Origin of the sequence: Trichocoleus sp. ST-U2, from assembly GCF_039961875.1 — a bacterium.
Taxonomy (GTDB): domain Bacteria; phylum Cyanobacteriota; class Cyanobacteriia; order Cyanobacteriales; family FACHB-T130; genus FACHB-T130.
On the sequence record NZ_JAMPJY010000001.1, the window covers coordinates 282,719 to 300,173 of the forward strand.

The following is a 17,455-nucleotide window of genomic DNA, read 5'->3' on the forward strand; positions in this document are numbered from 1 at the left end:
CAAAGGCTACATCTTGCTGATGATTCTCTGCAAAATTTCCACACCGCTGACAGCTTGCCAGCCAAACAGCCCCAAAAGCACAACATTTAAAAAAATGTGACTGTAACGCGCCCAATTGTGACCTTTTTGCATATAGGGAGAGAGTGCAGCAGAAACTGCTATCATCCCGGTCATGCCTAAACCTGCCAGCAGGTGAGGCCCGAAAAAGAGTTTTCCATTATTGATATAGGTAACGCCCATGCCGATAAGCGTGCCTATCACCATCAACGCCAACAGCAATGAACCAACTTGGTAATGCCGGACGTTAAACCTGCCTTTGATTAGCTCTTTTTTGGCGTCCCCTTCAGCACTGCGAGTGCGTCGAACTAGAATCCCCAGATATAGGGCATAGAGGGATGTGCCCAGTAGCACCCACATCAAGGCGGGGTGAATAAAATTAAGCCAGGGTTTAATCGATACGGGGATTTCCAAGCTCATAAGATTCGGCTCATTAAGGAACTTTATAAAACTTATCATAATGGCTGTCTACCTTTGGGTAGTCGTCATTACCGCGCCATAACCTCAGATGATTGAGTAGTAGAAAATCTGCTAAACATTGCAGGGCAGGAATTTCTGAAGGAGGGCAGATGATGTTGCCAGTCTGGTTACAGGCAGGTTTCTGGGGATTGGTGGGTGGATCGGCGTTGCTATTCGGAGCCGGGTTGGGATATTTTGTGCGAATTTCCCCACGAGCGATCGCAGCCGTGATGGCTTTTGGTGCCGGGGTGCTAATTTCGACGCTATCTTTTGAGCTAATGGATGAGGCTTATCAGCGGGGTGGCTTCGATTCAACAGCAATTGGTTTCTTCAGCGGTGCTGTTGTCTACACAGGAGCAAACTGGTATCTGAATTATCAGGGTGCCAAGCATCGCAAGCGCTCTGGCAACCAACAAAAATCTCTTATAGGAGGCGAGTGGGAGCGGTTTAGCGATCGCTATCGGTGCCCTGCTTGATGGCATTCCGGAATCAATTGCGATCGGGGTCAGCATGATTCAAGGAGGAGTTGTTAGCTGGGTGACGGTAGCAGCCGTTTTCCTCTCAAATCTTCCCGAAGGACTCTCCAGCGCCGCTGGTATGAAGAAAGCAGGTCGTTCAGCTTGCTATATCTTTGGCGTGTGGGCAGCGATCGCGATTCTTTCTGGTATCGCAGCGCTTTTGGGCGATCTCATCTTCAGTCACTTCTCTGAAGAAATTATCGCCGCAACGACCGCCGTGGCAGCCGGCGCAATTCTGGCAATGATATCAGACACCATGATTCCAGAAGCTTTCGAGCAAGCCCATGATTTTGCTGGACTAATCACCGTTGTTGGCTTCCTCGTTGCCTTTGTCCTCTCCAAGCTTGGGGGTTAAGCGACACCCTCCTCTCAAAAGTATAATTTGAGGTGAAGTTGGCAATGCTGCGGAGGGGATCGGGCAACAGCGGTGAGTGCAAATCAAGACTTAATTAGGGCGGCGAAGCGGGGAGAAATTCAGCGGGTAAAAGCGCTAATCACCGCTGGCGCTGATGTCAGTGCGACAGATCGGGAGGGCACCACTGCTTTGATGTTTGCCGCCCAGAACGGCTACACCGAAATTGTTAGACTTCTACTGGACGCTGGTGCAAACGTCAACCAACTTAGACAACGATATCGCCTGACGGCTTTGATGATAGCGGCGGCAGCGAATCAGATTGACGTGGTTAAAATGTTAGCTGCCAAAGGAGCTGATGTGAATGCCGCCAACGAGGATGGCAGCACAGCGCTGATGGTGGCGGCCCTGAAAGGTCATGTTGAGGTGGTGCAAATCTTGCTGGATGCGGGTGCCCAAGTTAATGTCAAAGACAACGTTGAGGATACGGCTTTGATGTTGGCAGCGCAGGAGGGCAAAGCTAGCGTGGTGCAAGCTTTGTTAGATGCCGGTGCTGAGGTGAATGGAAGGAGAGAGAATGATGGTGTCTCTCCCTTATTTCTCGCTGCTGGACTCGGACACGCTGAGACGGTGCAGGTTTTGTTAGAGCGAGGGGCAGATGCAAATGCCGAAACCAAGGACGGCAGAAGCCCCCTGATACAAGCTGCTGAGTTTGGTCGTTTAGAAGTGATTCAGCGGTTGTTAGCGAATGGCGCTGATGTGAATGCGAAAGACAAAGAAGGTGAAACCCCTTTAACTCTCGCAATCGATCGAGTTCATACGGATGTGGTGAGAGCATTGCTAGAGGGCGGTGCTGATGTGAATGCTCAAAACTCGGATGGCTCAACGGCGCTGATGGCTGCGGCAGCGATCGCTAACACGGATATTGTGACGGCGCTACTCGATCGCGGCGCGGATATCAATGCCAAAGATAAAGATGATGAGACGGCTTTAAACTTTGCCGTTGTCGAAGGTCATGCTGATGTTGTGGAAATTCTCCTCAACCGAGGAGCAGATGTCCAGTCGCGAAATAAGTTGGGCGATACCGCTTTGATGGTGGCAGCATTGCATGGTCAGGCGGCGATTGTGGAAGCTCTGTTAAGAAAGGGCGCGAATTCTAACGCGGGGAATCTGGGTGAGACGGCGTTAACTGTGGCAGCATTGCAGGGGCACGCTGACACGGTGAAAGTGCTGCTGGAGGGCGGGTCTAAGCCCAATACACGAACCAATGACGGGAAATGTGCGCTAATCAAGGCAGCTGAGCAGGGGCACGCGGGGGTGATGCAAGGGCTACTCTCGTCGGGAGCGGATATCAATCTTCAGGATGATGCTGGTGCGACTGCTTTAATGTGGGCGGTTCAGCGGGGTCATGCGAATGCCGTGCAGGTATTGCTGAAAGCTGGTGCGGATGTGAATTTGAAAAACCGGGGTGGCTACACGGCTTTGGCGATCGCCCAAATGAATCGAAACCGGGAGATCGCGCGATCGCTCAAAGCATCTGGGGCTGTAGATTAATGCTTAAAAGCCTGTAAAGGGTGCCAAGGAGTAAGGAAGTAGAGTGCAAGGCGGCGACACGCGATCGCGTGCCCAGCACTCTTACAGCATTTGTTGTAGAAATCTCTGCAAATCAATATTAAGCGGTAAATAGCACATCAATTAGTGTGGAATGCTACTTTTCCACAACGGCTGCTGCAATGCCGGTGAATCAAGACGGCACTCCCTGTAGCAGGCTGAGGGATCGTTTTAGCGCCCGGATCGCTGTGAGCGATCGCGCGATCTTCGTGTAGTTGTAGTTTGGGTTGAGGAACGAAACCCAACACACAGAAGCATTTGTTAGGCTTCGCTCCTTAATTCTACCTACCTTTGCTTTGAATTTTTAGCTTCTTCGTGAACCGTATTAGAAACTGCCTCGGCAACCGATTGTAAGTAGCCAGAACTGGCTACACAAGAATCATCTGGGCTTAAATAAACAACACGAGTGGGAACTCAAACGAGTCTGCGGTGTTCTATCTGTTTGAGGATGGCGTAAGCGATGAAAACGCTTTAAATCTCGCAGTGAAAAACAGCGATCGCCTTCTTAAAAAACATCAATCATTTACGTGGAATCCTCATAAATTATAAAGGAACGATAAAGAAAAATGCCTATCTATTTAAAGCTATCAATAAGTTACGTATAAACCCTGATATTTAATTTTAAGAAAATATAAACATAATCTATTTTTATATAGATTTATTATAAAGCCTCAGTACAAACACTTTGCTTTAAATTAGAAACTAACAAACAGCTTCGTTTTAACTAGGTAAATAAAATAAGTAAAATCCTCATCAGTAGAATCATGAAGTAGCGATAAAGAGCGCTGCCATTTTATTTAAAGATATCGAGAAACCACTGAAAATCTATTGTGGCTTAGAGAAGCCACTGATATATTGCGTACATTAGCTGAGTGTGAAGTATGCAGAGCTAAAGAAAAAGCTTTATCTACCAACGCCAATTTAATCTTGTGTCTTAACCAAGGAGATTTCATCAATGAAAGTAACTTCATTTTTACCTTCCGTTTTAGCAGCAGCTGGCATTGCTATTACATCCTCTTTTTTGATGCCAACCTCTGCACAAGCCTTCAGCGTATCTTTTGATAATACAAGTACATCTTCTAATAAACCTGCCACTGGCGCATCAGCTAAGGTAGATTTTAGTTTTTCTCAGGATAATAATACAGGCGGCGTTCTGCTTAATTTAAATATCTTGAATACGACTGGTAAACCTTCTTTTGGCGCTGGAGCAACTCAGTCAACTTTGGTTGGTTTGGGGTTCGATCTACTGGATAGCATCACCTCATTCACCTACGATCCAAAGTCAAGCCCCTTTACCAAGCTTTTCGGCGATGAAGATTTAGCCTCTCAGCCAGTAGAGGGTTCTGCTACTTTATCACCGTTCGGTACGTTTGATGTTGGAATTCGCTCCGAGGGTGCAGGAAACTTTAACGGTGGCAATCCCCAGCAAGGTCTGACTGCGGGAGAGTTTACGATGGTTAGCTTTTTACTGAGTGGCATGAACCTTGATGCCGCCACTATTGAAGCTCAATTCTTTGCTGGATTCCAAAGTGGAGACTTAAAGATAGCAACTCGCTTCCAGCAGGTAAATGCTGGCGCTGGGAGTGACAAATTGCTAGGTGGTACTGTTACCAATGGCGGCGGCGACGGCGGCGGCGACGACGGCGGCGGTGACAACGGCGGTGATAACGGCGGTGACAACGGCGGTGACAACGGCGGTGACAACGGCGGCGACAACGGCGGTGATAACGGCGGCGACAACGGCGGTGATAACGGCGGCGACAACGGTGGCGACAACGGCGGCGACAACGGCGGTGACAACGGCGGCGACAACGGCGGTGACAACGGCGGCGACAACGGCGGTGACAACGGCGGTGGTGACAACGGCGGCAATAATGGCGGTGACAACGGCGGCGACAACGGCGGTTCAACAAAGGTACCAGAACCAGGCACTGTGGCAGCTCTAGCCTTAATGGTTGGAGGACTGAGAGTAGTGCGCCGTCGGAAATCTAACTAAACCACTCATTGATTAAATAGTCATTGTTTCGGTAAGCGATGGGGGTTGGAAGTTTAGTTGAACTTCCAACCCTAATTTTTGCTAACAAGGTGCTTCTGTATCGGTGGCACTGTAATTTGGATAATAAATGCCGATTTTGGCGACTTTTATAGAGATTTTAGTTATAACCGAATTGTCAATTAAGGGGCTAACGTTCTATGTTCTCCAAGGAGAAAAAATTTAAAAGTGGCTTTGAGAGGAAGCTAGAGGAACTGTTTGGGTTGGACTTGCGATCGCTCGCTCTGTTTCGCATCGGTCTAGCGTTGCTCGTCGTTACCGATCTGATTAATCGTTCTAACGATCTCAAAGCTCATTACACTGATTTTGGCATCCTTCCCCGCGCCCCACTAATTGAACAATTTTTAAATTCTTGGTTTTGGTCAGTACATTTATTCAGCGGACAAGCCTTATTTCAAAGTTTTCTATTCTTATTTGCTGGATTTATTGCCTTTGCACTGTTAATCGGTTATCAGACAAGATTTGTCACTATCGTATCCTGGGCACTCTTGGTTTCCCTTCATAGTCGAAACCCGATGGTACTCAGTGCGGGAGACATCGAATTTCGCTTGTTGCTATTTTGGGCAATGTTTTTGCCGTTAGGGGCGTGTTATTCAGTGGATAGCGCCCTCAATTCATCCTCAAAAGCTTTGCCAGAGCGTATTTTGTCCGGTGCAACGGTCGCCTTGACACTACAAATCTGCTTTGTCTACTGGTTTACATGGGCGCTGAAGTCCGATCCTATCTGGTGGAAAGAAGGCAGCGCCGTTTATTATGCCTTGAGCATCGATCAGTTTGCGACCCCCATCGGTCAATTTTTCTTAGGATTTCCGCCGCCACTGCTCGTCTTTTTAACCTACACCACGCTGGGGATTGAGTTATTAGGGCCATTTTTACTGTTCATCCCCATCCGTACCAGCTTTTTCCGCTTGTGTGCGGTGGTGACATTTATCCTGTTACATCTCGGTTTTGGACTAGGACTAACGCTGGGTCTTTTTCCGTTTATTAGCGCGATCGCTTGGCTGGTTTTCATCCCTAGCGAGTTTTGGAATGGGATCTCCCAGCGCCTGCAAACTCCGCAACGTCAGGGACTAAAAATCTACTATGACGGAGAGTGTGGTTTCTGTAAAAAGACGGTATACCTGCTCCGCACCTTCTTAGTATTGCCAGGAACGCCACTGCTTTTAGCTCAGGATGACCCGGAAATTTTCGCGGACATGAAAACGCACAATTCCTGGGTAGTGGTCGATTGGGAAGGATACAAACATTTCAAATTTAAAGCGATCGCCTACGTCTGTCACCTATCACCCTTACTTCGACCTCTGACTCCCTTGTTGGAATGGCGTCCTGTCTTGTCTGTGGGTACAAAAGCCTACGAAATCATTGCCAACAATCGCCGCGCCGCCTCTAAAGTCACGGCTCCTTTAAAGTTTCGCCCCCTGGAAGTGCGTTCTTCGTTGTTAACAGATCTTATCGCCTTCCTCTTATTGCTTTGCGTCTCTTTGTGGAATCTCAGGACGATTGCTCCCTCTATCTTTAAGCTGCCAAGCGTGGTTAATTGGGTGACGCTTGTGTTGAGATTAGACCAAAAATGGAGTATGTTTGCTCCCTATCCACTTAAAGATGATGGCTGGTATGTCATTCCAGGTCAGCTTAAAGACGGCACTGAAATAGATGTTTTTAAAAATGGCACACCTGTAAGCTGGGAAAAACCACGTCTTGTGTCTGCGACTTATCCAAACGAGCGTTGGCGCAAATACATGATGAATATTTGGAGCAAGGACAATTCCAAATATCGTCTTTACTATGGGCGATATCTTTGCCGCAACTGGAATACTCAACACCAAGGGTCACAGCAGCTTGATACCTTTTCTATTTACTTTATGCGTGAAAACACCCTGCCAAATTATCAAACCCCAACGGTAAAAAAGGTTCGCATTTGGAAGCATTCCTGCTTTAATCCATCCCCAGAAGATAACTAAGCTGATGTGCATTTCCAAATGCACATCAGTCTTATAGTATGCGTTTTTTCGTCGCGTATACACTGGGAGTATTCTACGTTTACCAGAATTTACCTAGACCCTGGAGGATGCAGCTACAAAAACGTAGCCTGACGGAGACAGGCTAATTCTTTAAATGGTCAATTAACCGGACTTGATATTAGACCGCGAAGGCGGTCTTTGTTCGTGTAGCTGCGACTTTAGTCGTTACGCATTATTTACTTGACGACGCACCCAGCCATTAATGGTGAATCGACTGTCTGCGAAAGCTTTAGAAGGACAAACCACAGGCAAGACTTCGTGTAAATAGCGGCTCAGGAAAAACACAATGCTGTTGTTTTTCGGTTCAACTGTTTTAAACGAGTCTGATTGTACGTAAAAATTGTTTTCCACCTTACTGTCGTAAATCAGTAACTCTCCACCAGAAAAGGGTTTTGGCTCGCGATAAAAGTAATAAACATAAGTTAATTCTCTAGTGATAGTTTCAGGGCTGCCATTATCGTTATGAATTTTGAAATAATTCCCGTCATTATGGGAAGTTAACTGACTTTCAATATCGGAAACTTTAAAAGAAGGTATCCCTAGCTTTCTGAAGACATTTGGGAGAATCGCTTTAATTCGATTGACTACCAATTCAGAAAATTCTGGGAAGTAATAGAGAACCATTGAGCGACGATAGTCAGCCTCGTTTGTTGAAGTGCTAGTAGAAACGAAGTTTGACTCTTGTTCCCAAACATAATTAAGTAAGCGGTTTTTTTCTTCTAACGTTAAAAAGTTATCAATTTGCACATATTCAGAAGGTAATATATTTGGTAAAAAATCTACGGATTGAGGTGGTGGCTCTTCTATTGGCGGCAAGTTTTGTTGCACGTACAGGGGTGGTTCCGTAACGATACCAACCAAGCGATCGCTCGAAAAAGACAGAGCCGCATGACCCTCATTAATGGGAATCTGAAACAAACAAGAAAATACCGCTTCCTGTTTTTGGGATTGAGCCAAAATTGTCTTCAGCAGACTGTGGAGTACGGGTGAATCTGACTTGAGATAAATGGTGTACTCATGTCCTCCCGTTAGGAGAAGCTGAACTTTTACATCCTGGACGTTAGGCTGCTGTGGAGCCGATTGCATAAACGTTTCCTCTTCGATGTTGAAAAATTGAAGAAACTATCTTTGGGCTTTCTCCCTAGCTTCAGAGCAATTTTAACCAGTCGGTGCGATGTATTGACTGGTACCGATACCCAACGGGGTGCAAAAAGCCGAATCATCGCGCTAGACAAAAAGAGCGATCGCTTCAACGCTTGCTCACCACCCAGAGTAGTTTATTACTAGAGGGTGCGAAGATAGCAGCATGAAATTTATGAAAATTTTTGTTCCAGGTCGCCTGTGTCTGTTTGGCGAACACAGCGATTGGGCGGGAGACTATCGCCGCATCAATCCGAATTTAGAAAAAGGCTATACGCTGATCGTCGGGACTAATCAGGGGCTTTATGCCGAGGTTAAGCCTCATCCCACTCATCTGATTTTTCACGCTTCCCTGAGTGACGGCACCCGGAAAACGCTGACTCTGCCGATGGACGCCGAGGTTTTGCTTGCCGAAGCTGAAAAAGGTGATTTCTTTAGTTATGTCGCTGGCGTTACCTACCAGTTTGTGGCTCGTTACCGAGTGAACGGACTGGAAATCGACAATTATCTGACAGATTTGCCAGTTAAGAAAGGTCTGTCCTCCAGTGCGGCGTTGTGCGTCCTCGTAGCTCGTGCTTTCAATCGCGTGTATGACTTAAAGATGACCCTCCGAGACGAAATGGAGTTGGCTTATCAGGGGGAGATTACCACGCCTTCTCGCTGCGGACGAATGGATCAAGCGTGTGCTTATGGCGATCGCCCGATCCTGATGGTTTTTGATGGCGATTCGCCTAGCGGCGATAGCTTCGCTTCACGCTTGGATATTATTGAACTAAAAGTACCCAAAAACCTGTTCTTTGTAATTGTCGATCTCGGTGCTGGGAAAAATACCCAAGAAATACTCAGTAACTTGAATCAGTGTTATCCTTTCGCCTGTAACGAATCCCAAGAGAATGTCCAAAAATATCTCGGCTTCATCAGTTCTCAAATTACTCAAGAAGCAGTAGACGCCTTGCAAAAAGGAGATGCTGAACAAATTGGTATCTTGATGAAAAAGGCACAAACCGAATTTGATAAGCATCTAATTCCCGTCTGTCCTGAGCAATTAACAGCTCCCATCCTGCATAAAATCCTTCATTATGAACCCATTCAGCCCTACATTTGGGGAGGGAAAGGTGTTGGTTCCCAAGGGGATGGTACAGCACAATTTATCGTTAAAGACGAAGAAAGCCAGCAAAAAGTCATTGAAATTATTGAACGGGATTTTCCTCAAATGCAAGGTTTAAAGCTAACACTTCATGCACGCAAAGTTCGCAAAGCTATAATTCCAGCCGGAGGTTTCGGAACTCGTTTATTTCCAGCTACCAAGGCGGTGAAAAAGGAATTTTTCCCGATTATCGATCGAGAGGGTCGTGCCAAGCCGGTAATTCTAGCAATTGTGGAAGAAGCCATCAGCGCTGGTATAGAAGAAATCGGGATTGTAGTGCAACCAGGCGATCGCGCACTTTTTGAGGAGTTCTTTAAGGCTCCACCTCCAGGCGAACTTTTCAAGAAATTATCGCCGCAAAATCAGGAATATAGCCAGTATCTACAAGATTTAGGCAGCAAAATTACATTTTTGAATCAAGACAAACCAGAAGGCTATGGTTATGCTGTATTCTGTGCCAAAGAATGGGTGAAAGATGAGCCATTTCTGCTGATGCTGGGCGATCATGTTTACTCATCGGACACTGAAACATCATGTGCAGGTCAACTTTTAGATGTTTACAAAAAAGTTAATCAAAGTGTTGTTAGTTTGACTAAGCTTCCAGCAGAAAGCCTTTATAAATCTGGCTGTGTTACAGGCATTTGGCAGGACTCAAGCTCAATCCTTTCAGTAACTCAACTTGCAGAAAAGCCCACAATTGAGTATGCACGCCAGCATCTTCGTGTAGAGGGAATGGCAGAAGATCAATTCTTATGTATATTCGGTTTATATGTACTCACACCGAAAATATTTGAATTTCTCGAAAATAATATTCAAAACAACTTCCGGGACGAAAAAGGCGAATTTCAGTTAACATCCTGTCTCGATCAATTGCAACAGGAAGAGGGAATGACCGGATATATTGTCAACGGTAAGTGTTATGACACCGGATTGCCAGATCCCTATCGCCAGACAATGATTGATTTTAGAAATGCAGGGAAGTAGTTAAAAGGGTGAGCGATCGCGATAAAGCATCTGAACCCCGGCGATCGCTACCTCCCTCTGATTCTTTCTGTGACTACTTAATGCAAGAAGTGACGGATACCTGTCAACACCATCACTAAACCAAGCTCATTGGCAGCCTTAATCGAATCTTGATCGCGCAGACTCCCTCCCGGCTGAACAATGGCGACAATCCCCGCCGCTGCTGCTGTCCGCACCGAGTCATCGAAGGGGAAGAAACCATCGCTGGCAAGCGTGGCACCTGAGGATTTTTCTCCAGCTTGTTCTAAGGCAATTTTGACCGAACCGACGCGATTCATTTGTCCGGCACCGACACCTAAAGTAGTGCGATCGCGTGTTACAACAATCGCGTTAGATTTAACGTGTTTGCAAACTTTCCAGGCGAATAGTAATTCTTCCAGTTGTTCTGGCGTCGGTTGCTTGTCCGTGACGACTTGCCACTGGCTGGCGTTTTCCACCACGTCATCAGAAGCTTGGACGAGGAAACCACCGGCAATAACTTTAACTGTATTTTCTGGTCCAGCCGCCAAGTCTGGCAAAGTCAAAACCCGCACCTTAGACTTAGCCGCCAGAATTTCCTGCGCCTCTGGTTCGCATCCCGGTGCCACGACGCATTCTAAAAATGTTTTGGTCAGTGCTGTCGCTGTGGAGGCGTCAATCGGCTGATTTAGCGCCACAATCCCCCCGAAAGCCGAAACCGAATCAGCATTAAAAGCTTTTTCATAAGCCTCAGACAAGCTATTTCCCAAACCTACGCCGCAGGGATTATTGTGCTTGATAATCGTCGCTGCTGGGGTATCGGGAAACTCAGCAATAATCCGCCGCGCTGCTTCCAAATCCACTAAGTTGTTATAACTCAGTTCTTTTCCCTGAAGTTTAGTCGCCGCCGCCCATCCAGACGCAACTGCCCGAGTTTGATACCATGCGGCAGGTTGATGGGGATTTTCCCCATATCGTAGAGATTGCAACTGTTGTCCAGAAAGGTCAAATTGGGTGGGTAGGGGCGATGTATGCGCCTCGACAGGGGATTGATGGGTGAGATAGGTCGCGATCGCCCTGTCATACCCCGCCGTATGCTCAAAAGCCTCTCGTGCCCTAGCCAGACGGAACTCAAAGGACACCTCCCCGCCCTGTTGCTGCAATTCCTGCAAGTAGGCATCGTACTGGGCTGGGTTAGACAAAACTGTTAGATGTTGGAAGTTTTTTGCAGAAGCCCTTATCATCGCCGGGCCACCAATGTCAATCTGCTCAATCGCTTCCGGCAACGTTACTCCCTCTTTCGCAATCGTCTGCTCAAAAGGATAAAGATTCACTACCACTAAATCAATCGGGCGAATTTGGTTCGCCTCCAAATCTGCCAAATCTTGGGGCACATCCCGACGCGCCAAAATGCCGCCATGAATCCGGGGATGCAGGGTTTTGACTCTCCCCCCCAAAATCTCCGGAGAACCCGTGTAATCCGAAACTTTTGTCACGGGTAGCCCAGCATCTTTAAGGGCGTTAGCCGTTCCACCACTGCTGATTAAATCAAACTCAAATTTTTCAACCAACTGACGGGCAAAGTCGATTAGCCCAGTTTTATCAGATACACTCAGCAGTGCTAGACGCGCCATAACTTCTAAAGTCCCTCTTTTTCCATTACTTAGGATAAATGCGATCGCCCTCATGCACAAACAGAGAACCCTGCCCTCACGGCATGGGCAGGGTTCTTGATTCAAAACAAAGTGAGGAGTTTAAGATAACCGCTTGCCTGGTGGCAAGAAAACGGTTGGTCAGTGGTTTGCCTCAGCCACGACGCCACGCATTTCTGGTTAAACAGATGGGTGGACGCGCAGTGGTAAGCCACTCGTACCGAACGCTAGAAGACTTGTATAACAGATGTTTCCAAGCTAGCGATCGCTACTGCTACTACCCAATTTTGAACAGACCTTGAAGCAGTTCCAAATTGGAAATCAGCAGGTAGGCGATTCCCGCACCACCAACTCCACCAATCAGAAAATTACTCGCAAACTCGTTCCAGCCTTCCTGACTATTGAGGGCGTCTGGAGGACGGGGCGTGGTAATCGTTTTAGTGGGGTTGGGGGGATTGCTAGAAGCGTAGAGGGATAGCCCAATCGTCAAAATGATAATCAAGCCAACCGTTGACAGCAAACCTGCCAGGTTCGCGACATCTGTATCGCGCAGAGGACCCAGTTTGGCGAAGGGACCAATCAACCAATAACCATGAGCCATACCAATTTCTAATGCTCGGCGTCCGGGTGACAGCCCTTTGCGATAGGCTGGCAAGTTATTGATGTAAGCCTCTGTGAAACCGGAAGAATTAATCGGCGTTGCTAAATTGCCAATTTGCGGATCGCCAGCTTCATGGACAACTTCCCGATTTCTGGGGTCGTTACGACGATCTTTCGAGTCGCTTATTGCTTGCACTTGCATAATTTCTTCACCTTTTGATGAGCTAGTGCCACTAATTATCGTTGGGTTAAAACTGGAGATGCTTCTATCGTTTGATACAGCATTTTTTAACCAGTCTTGAAAATCCTGCGATCTTTACGGCATTGGATGGAAAAGCAGGTCGGGGAAAATGTAGATAAAGACAGCCAAGAGACTAGCCTGAAGGGATAGCCACACAATAGCCAGAACCGGAGCTAGGGAAAGATACTTGAGGAAATACTGCATGAATCATTCTCCAAAACAGTCAATAATTCAACGTAACTAGCGAATTGAGACAGGAATCTCATCTTCTTTTGCAGTCAATTCACCCGTGAGCAATTCTTTGACTGCTGCCAAAGGCCAAGTGAAGCCACTTAGCATAAAACCAACAGCCCGGGGAACATCCAGTTGGATTTCTTTATACTCTGGGTTTGCCTCTTTTTTCACCGATTGAATATAGGCACGACCAACCCAACCAATCCAACCCGCAATATACAGGAACAGAATGCTGGGAATGATAAAGTCACCGGCACGATCCAGGCGACCATCTACAACCAAGTGGGGTAAACCCTCTGGGCCACACATTGCCTGAGAATAACGTTCAAAACGCTTGCGCCCTGAATCGGGGTCGAAGTTGGTATTGCGGGCGGTTGCAGCACGTTGCTGAAAAGCCTTGGACTGGCTGCATGGCACCAGACCTGATACGTTATCAGCCGATGCCGTTGGGGCAACGCTAAACCAAATACAAAGGGCAAAAATCAAAGCCAACAATCGTTTCATGGGATTGTTTCCTTTTGTTACAAAACGAAAACTTTTATGTACAAAACAAGGTCATTGTTTGTACGGAAGCAATCATGTATCGATATATTAAAGTACCAGTGAATGTCAACAGTATTAGCGATTGAAACAAGTTGTGACGAAACGGCGGTAGCGATCGTAAAGAATCGTCAAATTTGCAGTAGCATCGTCGCCTCACAAATCCCTGTTCATCGGCAGTATGGCGGGGTTGTGCCAGAAATTGCTTCCCGTCAACACGTCGAAATAATTAACAATTGTTTAGACAAAGCACTCGAAGAAGCGCAGATGGAGTGGGCGTCAATTGATGGTATTGCGGCAACCTGCGCCCCTGGTTTGGTGGGGGCATTGTTGGTGGGGCTGACGGCTGCCAAAACTCTTGCGATTGTCCATCGGAAACCGTTTGTCGGAGTCCATCATCTGGAAGGCCACATATACGCTACTTATTTGAGCGAACCTTCTTTACAGCCGCCTTTTTTATGTCTGCTGGTTTCGGGCGGACACACCAGCTTGATTTATGTAAAAGATTGTGGTGTGTACGAGACACTAGGAGAAACCCGCGATGATGCCGCTGGTGAAGCCTTCGATAAGGTGGCGCGGTTGTTAAATCTGGGTTATCCGGGTGGGCCGGTGATTGACCAACTCGCCCAAGCGGGGAATCCGCAAGCCTATCCTTTGCCGGAAGGGAATGTCGGGGTGCCAGGGGGCGGCTATCATCCCTATGACTCTAGTTTTAGTGGCTTAAAAACAGCTGTGCTGCGACTGGTGCAAAAGTTGCAGCAGGAAGCGTCTCCGTCGCTGCCGGTGAATGACATTGCGGCAAGTTTCCAAGAAAGCGTAGCGCGAAGTCTGACGCGAAGGGCGATCGCCTGCGCCCTCGACTACGGTCTTGATACCATTGCCATCGGTGGCGGTGTCGCCGCCAACAGTGGGCTGAGAAAACACCTGCAAGTCGCTACTGCACAGCGAAACCTGCGGGTGCTATTCCCCCCGCTAAAATTCTGCACTGACAACGCCGCCATGATTGCCTGTGCTGCCGCCGATCATTTGAATCGGGGTCATACTTCCCGATTGACTTTGGGCGTTCAGTCCCGGCTGCCAATTACTAATGTTATGCAGCTTTACCAAACTTCACAGTAGAAGTTTGCATCCAGTTTTGAGGCGCGAGGATGCAATATTTTTCGGGCAAAGCGATCGCGCAATTTCTAAACAGACCTTAAATCAGTCGATTCTCTCGATCATTTTGATGAGTAAGGATGCAATACTTTGGATAGCGCGATCGCCCGGTTTCTGTCTGAAAGCTGCTGCAAATTCAGCTGATTATTCTCATCTAAAAGATTTTCTTTCTGCAAAAGCTCATAAATTGTTAAAGACAGCAGCATTTCTACCTGATTCGCCCGACTGCTGAGCCAATGATGAGTCTCTGCATCCGAGGGAAAGCGCTCAATACACTCATTTGTGTAACGGCGAAACTCTCTGACATCATTTAAAAGCCGAACCAAATAACTAGGACACTCGCAAGCAATTACATCGGCTGCCTCGCAGATAGCCAGCAGATGTTCGTCAGTCAACTCCGAAGAAATTTGAATAGTCTGTTTTGGATCGATCATAATTTCAGCACAAGTATCAGGAAAGCCTTAGATTCATCAGTTGATTGTTCCCTTGCCACTCAGACTAATTACTACTCTTCTGGGAGCGCTCATCGCGATCGCAGTCAAAATCTAAGAAGCGAAAATCAATATCGTTTTTTAGCAGGCACCCCTTTAATCTTAATAAAATTTAAAGATTTATGGTGCCAACAAAACATCTACCTTAAGCGAAGTTGCTAGAATCCTGACAATTAGCTATAGTTTTGCGAATTTCGGTAGCAACTGCCTCTGGCTGCTCCACCATCGATAGATGTCCGCAGTCCGGAATTTCCATCACGTTCTCACCACAACCCTGAAATAACGGGTGAAAGCTTGCTAAGTGGCGCACATACTTCGGTTCCATTACCCTATCTTTAGCACCAGCAATAAAATAAACCGGCTGTTTTAGCCGTGACACCACCTGCGGTAAGCGATTGACCTCCGCTTCCGTCGTCGAATCCAGTAAAGTCCCCAGCGCCGCTTCCGGATGAGCCGTAATAAAATCAATCAGTCGCTGTCGTCCCCAGCACCGAGCAATTGGGCGCGCCACTTGCGCCCGTGTAAAAGGCAAATCAATCCCCGGTACATAGCACAGCCAATGGGGACGCCGTTTCAGAAGCTGCTGACCCGCAGCCCGAAATCGCTCGAAGGCCTCCTTCAGATAAATGCCACCTCCAGCATTAATGCAGACGACCCCCTTAACAGAATCAGGTTGCTGGTCTGCCGCCCAAAGGGCAATGCTGCCACCCAACGAATGGCCAATCAGCCAAGCACTAGAGATATTCAGCTTCTGCAACAAAATACCGACTTCTTTGGCATAAGCAGCTGGAGTGTAATTCGAGAGGCTCAACGTAAGAGGCTCTGAAGAGCGAAGAAAGTTCTCCTCTTGCTGACTCTCGCGGACGACTTGCCGACTCTGCACCGACATTTCTTGACGGGTGAACCCATAATTATCTAGAGGCTGAGAATCACCAAACCCCCGCAAGTCGTAAGACAAACACTGATAATCTGGTGCTATCTGCTCAATCAGGGGTTGCCAGTACCGACGGCTGAGGAGCCAGCCGTGGATAAAGACCAAAACAGGGGTAGATGATGCAATGGGAGGCGTCAAATCGTAGGTGTGCCGAACTCCCAGGATTTCGATAGTTGCCATATTTTGATCCTATCCCGAAGTTCTACCAGATTGGTGAAGAAGTCATTGTTATTGGTCATGGCTTACCCCTGCCTTACGAAACGTCTGCTTGTAGGCGCGATCGCTTCGAGAAGCGTAAAGTAGGACTATTGGACAAAAGACTAATGGCTAAACATTCTAAACATTAAAATCTGCGCCCTAGCAATCGCTGACGCACGCTTTCAGCAATTTTTTGACCTAAATATTCCGGAATCACACTTTCGTTCGGTCCCAACAAGTAAAGAATCAAGCGGGTGCGTCCTCGCCAGACTAGCAAATTGGCATTGACCACCAGCAAATCCTCTTGCCAGATAGCGTACATCACCTTATAAAACAGACCCGGTTGGTTATCCGCCTCAATTAACAGCGCCGGAAGATGGAAAACAGGGTCTACATAAAATTCCGTTTCTACCTGCTCCAAACCGGCATCCAGATTAAATTCCACTGCCAGCATCTCTTCTACTTCAAAGCGCCCAGCCAAAGCTTCCCGAATGGCGCGACAGACATTTTCCGAGGTTTTGTCTGTCAGTGCTTTGCTGCCACGAGACACCACCAGTTTGATGAAAACTAGCATCGGAGGAGCGATTTGACCATATAGACTGAGACTGTGAATGGTCAGCCCGTATGCAGCCAGAACCCCAAAAATATCACTTAGCAGAAAAGATTGGTTGCGGTAAGCAAAATGTAGGGCACTTTTATTGCCTTCGGGTTTCAGCTCAATAACCGCTCTGGTGGTTTTATAGAGCCGATAGGCAAGCCTCAAGTTTTGTAGCTGAATCTCACTGCTGACAAACTGCTCGTAGAACTGAGGAAACGCCCGATTAAAGCGCTTCAGAAGTTCTAGTGTGGATGATTTCAAACCCGTGGCCATATATAGGGCTAAGACTCGCTTGCCAGGTTAAAAGCATTTTGGGAGATAGAGCCAAGTGCCCTTCGCCAAAGAACCTTCTCTTATGGTTAATCTCTCACAAATTTTCCTAAAAAAATTATCCACTCGATACCAACTCCCGGTGGAGTTGAGTAGATTGGTGCAAATAAAGATAACTGGTGCAAGTTCTCCCTTGCCCCTTA

General features: G+C 47.3%; 16 protein-coding genes and 1 pseudogene. 7 read left to right on the forward strand and 10 right to left on the reverse strand.

Translation table 11 applies throughout. From position 1 onward, the window contains the following. Positions 1–6: 6 nt before the first annotated feature. Positions 7–477, reverse strand: a complete 471-nt coding sequence (locus tag NC996_RS01105) for a DUF4079 domain-containing protein (RefSeq protein ID WP_190683400.1) — start codon at positions 475–477, stop codon at positions 7–9. Positions 478–629: 152 nt separating this feature from the next. On the opposite strand from NC996_RS01105, the pseudogene NC996_RS01110 reads away from it, so the two are divergent. Together NC996_RS01110 and NC996_RS01115 are read left to right on the forward strand one after the other, a co-directional pair. Beyond that, positions 630–1,389 (forward strand): annotated as a pseudogene (locus NC996_RS01110) (ZIP family zinc transporter). Between the two features lie 72 nt (positions 1,390–1,461). After that, positions 1,462–2,940, forward strand: a complete 1,479-nt coding sequence (locus tag NC996_RS01115) for an ankyrin repeat domain-containing protein (RefSeq protein WP_190683403.1) — start codon at positions 1,462–1,464, stop codon at positions 2,938–2,940. A 137-nt stretch (positions 2,941–3,077) separates the two neighbouring features. Here NC996_RS01115 and NC996_RS01120 read toward each other — a convergent pair whose 3' ends face one another. Continuing rightward, positions 3,078–3,245, reverse strand: coding sequence for a hypothetical protein (locus NC996_RS01120; protein ID WP_190683405.1), 168 nt, complete (start codon positions 3,243–3,245; stop codon positions 3,078–3,080). Positions 3,246–3,952: 707 nt separating this feature from the next. Between NC996_RS01120 and NC996_RS01125 the strand changes: the two genes are divergently transcribed. Together NC996_RS01125 and NC996_RS01130 are read left to right on the forward strand one after the other, a co-directional pair. Continuing rightward, positions 3,953–4,993, forward strand: a complete 1,041-nt coding sequence (locus NC996_RS01125; RefSeq protein WP_190683408.1) for a PEP-CTERM sorting domain-containing protein — start codon at positions 3,953–3,955, stop codon at positions 4,991–4,993. A 197-nt stretch (positions 4,994–5,190) separates the two neighbouring features. After that, the gene (locus NC996_RS01130) at positions 5,191–7,011 is read left to right on the forward strand and encodes an HTTM domain-containing protein (RefSeq protein WP_190683410.1); all 1,821 of its coding nucleotides are present in this window, start codon (positions 5,191–5,193) and stop codon (positions 7,009–7,011) included. 225 nt (positions 7,012–7,236) lie between these two features. Here NC996_RS01130 and NC996_RS01135 read toward each other — a convergent pair whose 3' ends face one another. Further along, positions 7,237–8,157, reverse strand: a complete 921-nt coding sequence (locus NC996_RS01135; protein WP_190683413.1) for a 2OG-Fe(II) oxygenase — start codon at positions 8,155–8,157, stop codon at positions 7,237–7,239. A gap of 229 nt (positions 8,158–8,386) precedes the next feature. On the opposite strand from NC996_RS01135, the gene NC996_RS01140 reads away from it, so the two are divergent. After that, positions 8,387–10,342, forward strand: a complete 1,956-nt coding sequence (locus tag NC996_RS01140; protein WP_190683419.1) for a sugar phosphate nucleotidyltransferase — start codon at positions 8,387–8,389, stop codon at positions 10,340–10,342. A 77-nt stretch (positions 10,343–10,419) separates the two neighbouring features. On the opposite strand, the gene purH is transcribed toward NC996_RS01140, so the two are convergent. The 4 genes from purH to NC996_RS01160 form a co-directional block, all read right to left on the reverse strand. Then, positions 10,420–11,973, reverse strand: a complete 1,554-nt coding sequence (gene purH / locus NC996_RS01145) for a bifunctional phosphoribosylaminoimidazolecarboxamide formyltransferase/IMP cyclohydrolase (RefSeq protein ID WP_190683422.1) — start codon at positions 11,971–11,973, stop codon at positions 10,420–10,422. Between the two features lie 295 nt (positions 11,974–12,268). Further along, the gene (locus tag NC996_RS01150; protein WP_190413986.1) at positions 12,269–12,793 is read right to left on the reverse strand and encodes a photosystem I reaction center subunit XI; all 525 of its coding nucleotides are present in this window, start codon (positions 12,791–12,793) and stop codon (positions 12,269–12,271) included. A gap of 114 nt (positions 12,794–12,907) precedes the next feature. Then, entirely contained in the window at positions 12,908–13,036 is a 129-nt protein-coding gene (locus NC996_RS01155; RefSeq protein WP_190413988.1) for a photosystem I reaction center subunit IX, read from the reverse strand. Positions 13,037–13,072: 36 nt separating this feature from the next. Next, positions 13,073–13,570, reverse strand: a complete 498-nt coding sequence (locus NC996_RS01160) for a Photosystem I reaction center subunit III (protein ID WP_190413990.1) — start codon at positions 13,568–13,570, stop codon at positions 13,073–13,075. Between the two features lie 102 nt (positions 13,571–13,672). Between NC996_RS01160 and tsaD the strand changes: the two genes are divergently transcribed. Next, on the forward strand, positions 13,673–14,725 hold the full coding sequence (tsaD, locus tag NC996_RS01165) for a tRNA (adenosine(37)-N6)-threonylcarbamoyltransferase complex transferase subunit TsaD (protein WP_190676873.1): 1,053 nt from the start codon (positions 13,673–13,675) through the stop codon (positions 14,723–14,725). Between the two features lie 98 nt (positions 14,726–14,823). Here the strand turns inward: tsaD and NC996_RS01170 are convergent, their stop codons facing one another. Next, entirely contained in the window at positions 14,824–15,195 is a 372-nt protein-coding gene (locus tag NC996_RS01170) for a hypothetical protein (RefSeq protein WP_190413995.1), read from the reverse strand. A gap of 202 nt (positions 15,196–15,397) precedes the next feature. Further along, positions 15,398–16,366 carry an alpha/beta hydrolase gene (locus tag NC996_RS01175; protein WP_190683426.1) on the reverse strand — a complete coding sequence of 323 codons (969 nt, stop codon included), beginning with the start codon at positions 16,364–16,366 and terminating at the stop codon, positions 15,398–15,400. On the opposite strand from NC996_RS01175, the gene NC996_RS01180 reads away from it, so the two are divergent. Further along, positions 16,360–16,533, forward strand: a complete 174-nt coding sequence (locus tag NC996_RS01180) for a hypothetical protein (protein ID WP_190683429.1) — start codon at positions 16,360–16,362, stop codon at positions 16,531–16,533. The genes NC996_RS01175 and NC996_RS01180 overlap by 7 nt on opposite strands. Here NC996_RS01180 and NC996_RS01185 read toward each other — a convergent pair. Continuing rightward, positions 16,530–17,255 (reverse strand): hypothetical protein, encoded by a 726-nt coding sequence (locus NC996_RS01185; RefSeq protein ID WP_190414000.1) that lies wholly within the window; start codon positions 17,253–17,255, stop codon positions 16,530–16,532. The two genes, NC996_RS01180 and NC996_RS01185, sit on opposite strands and share 4 nt — an antisense overlap. Positions 17,256–17,455 lie beyond the last annotated feature (200 nt).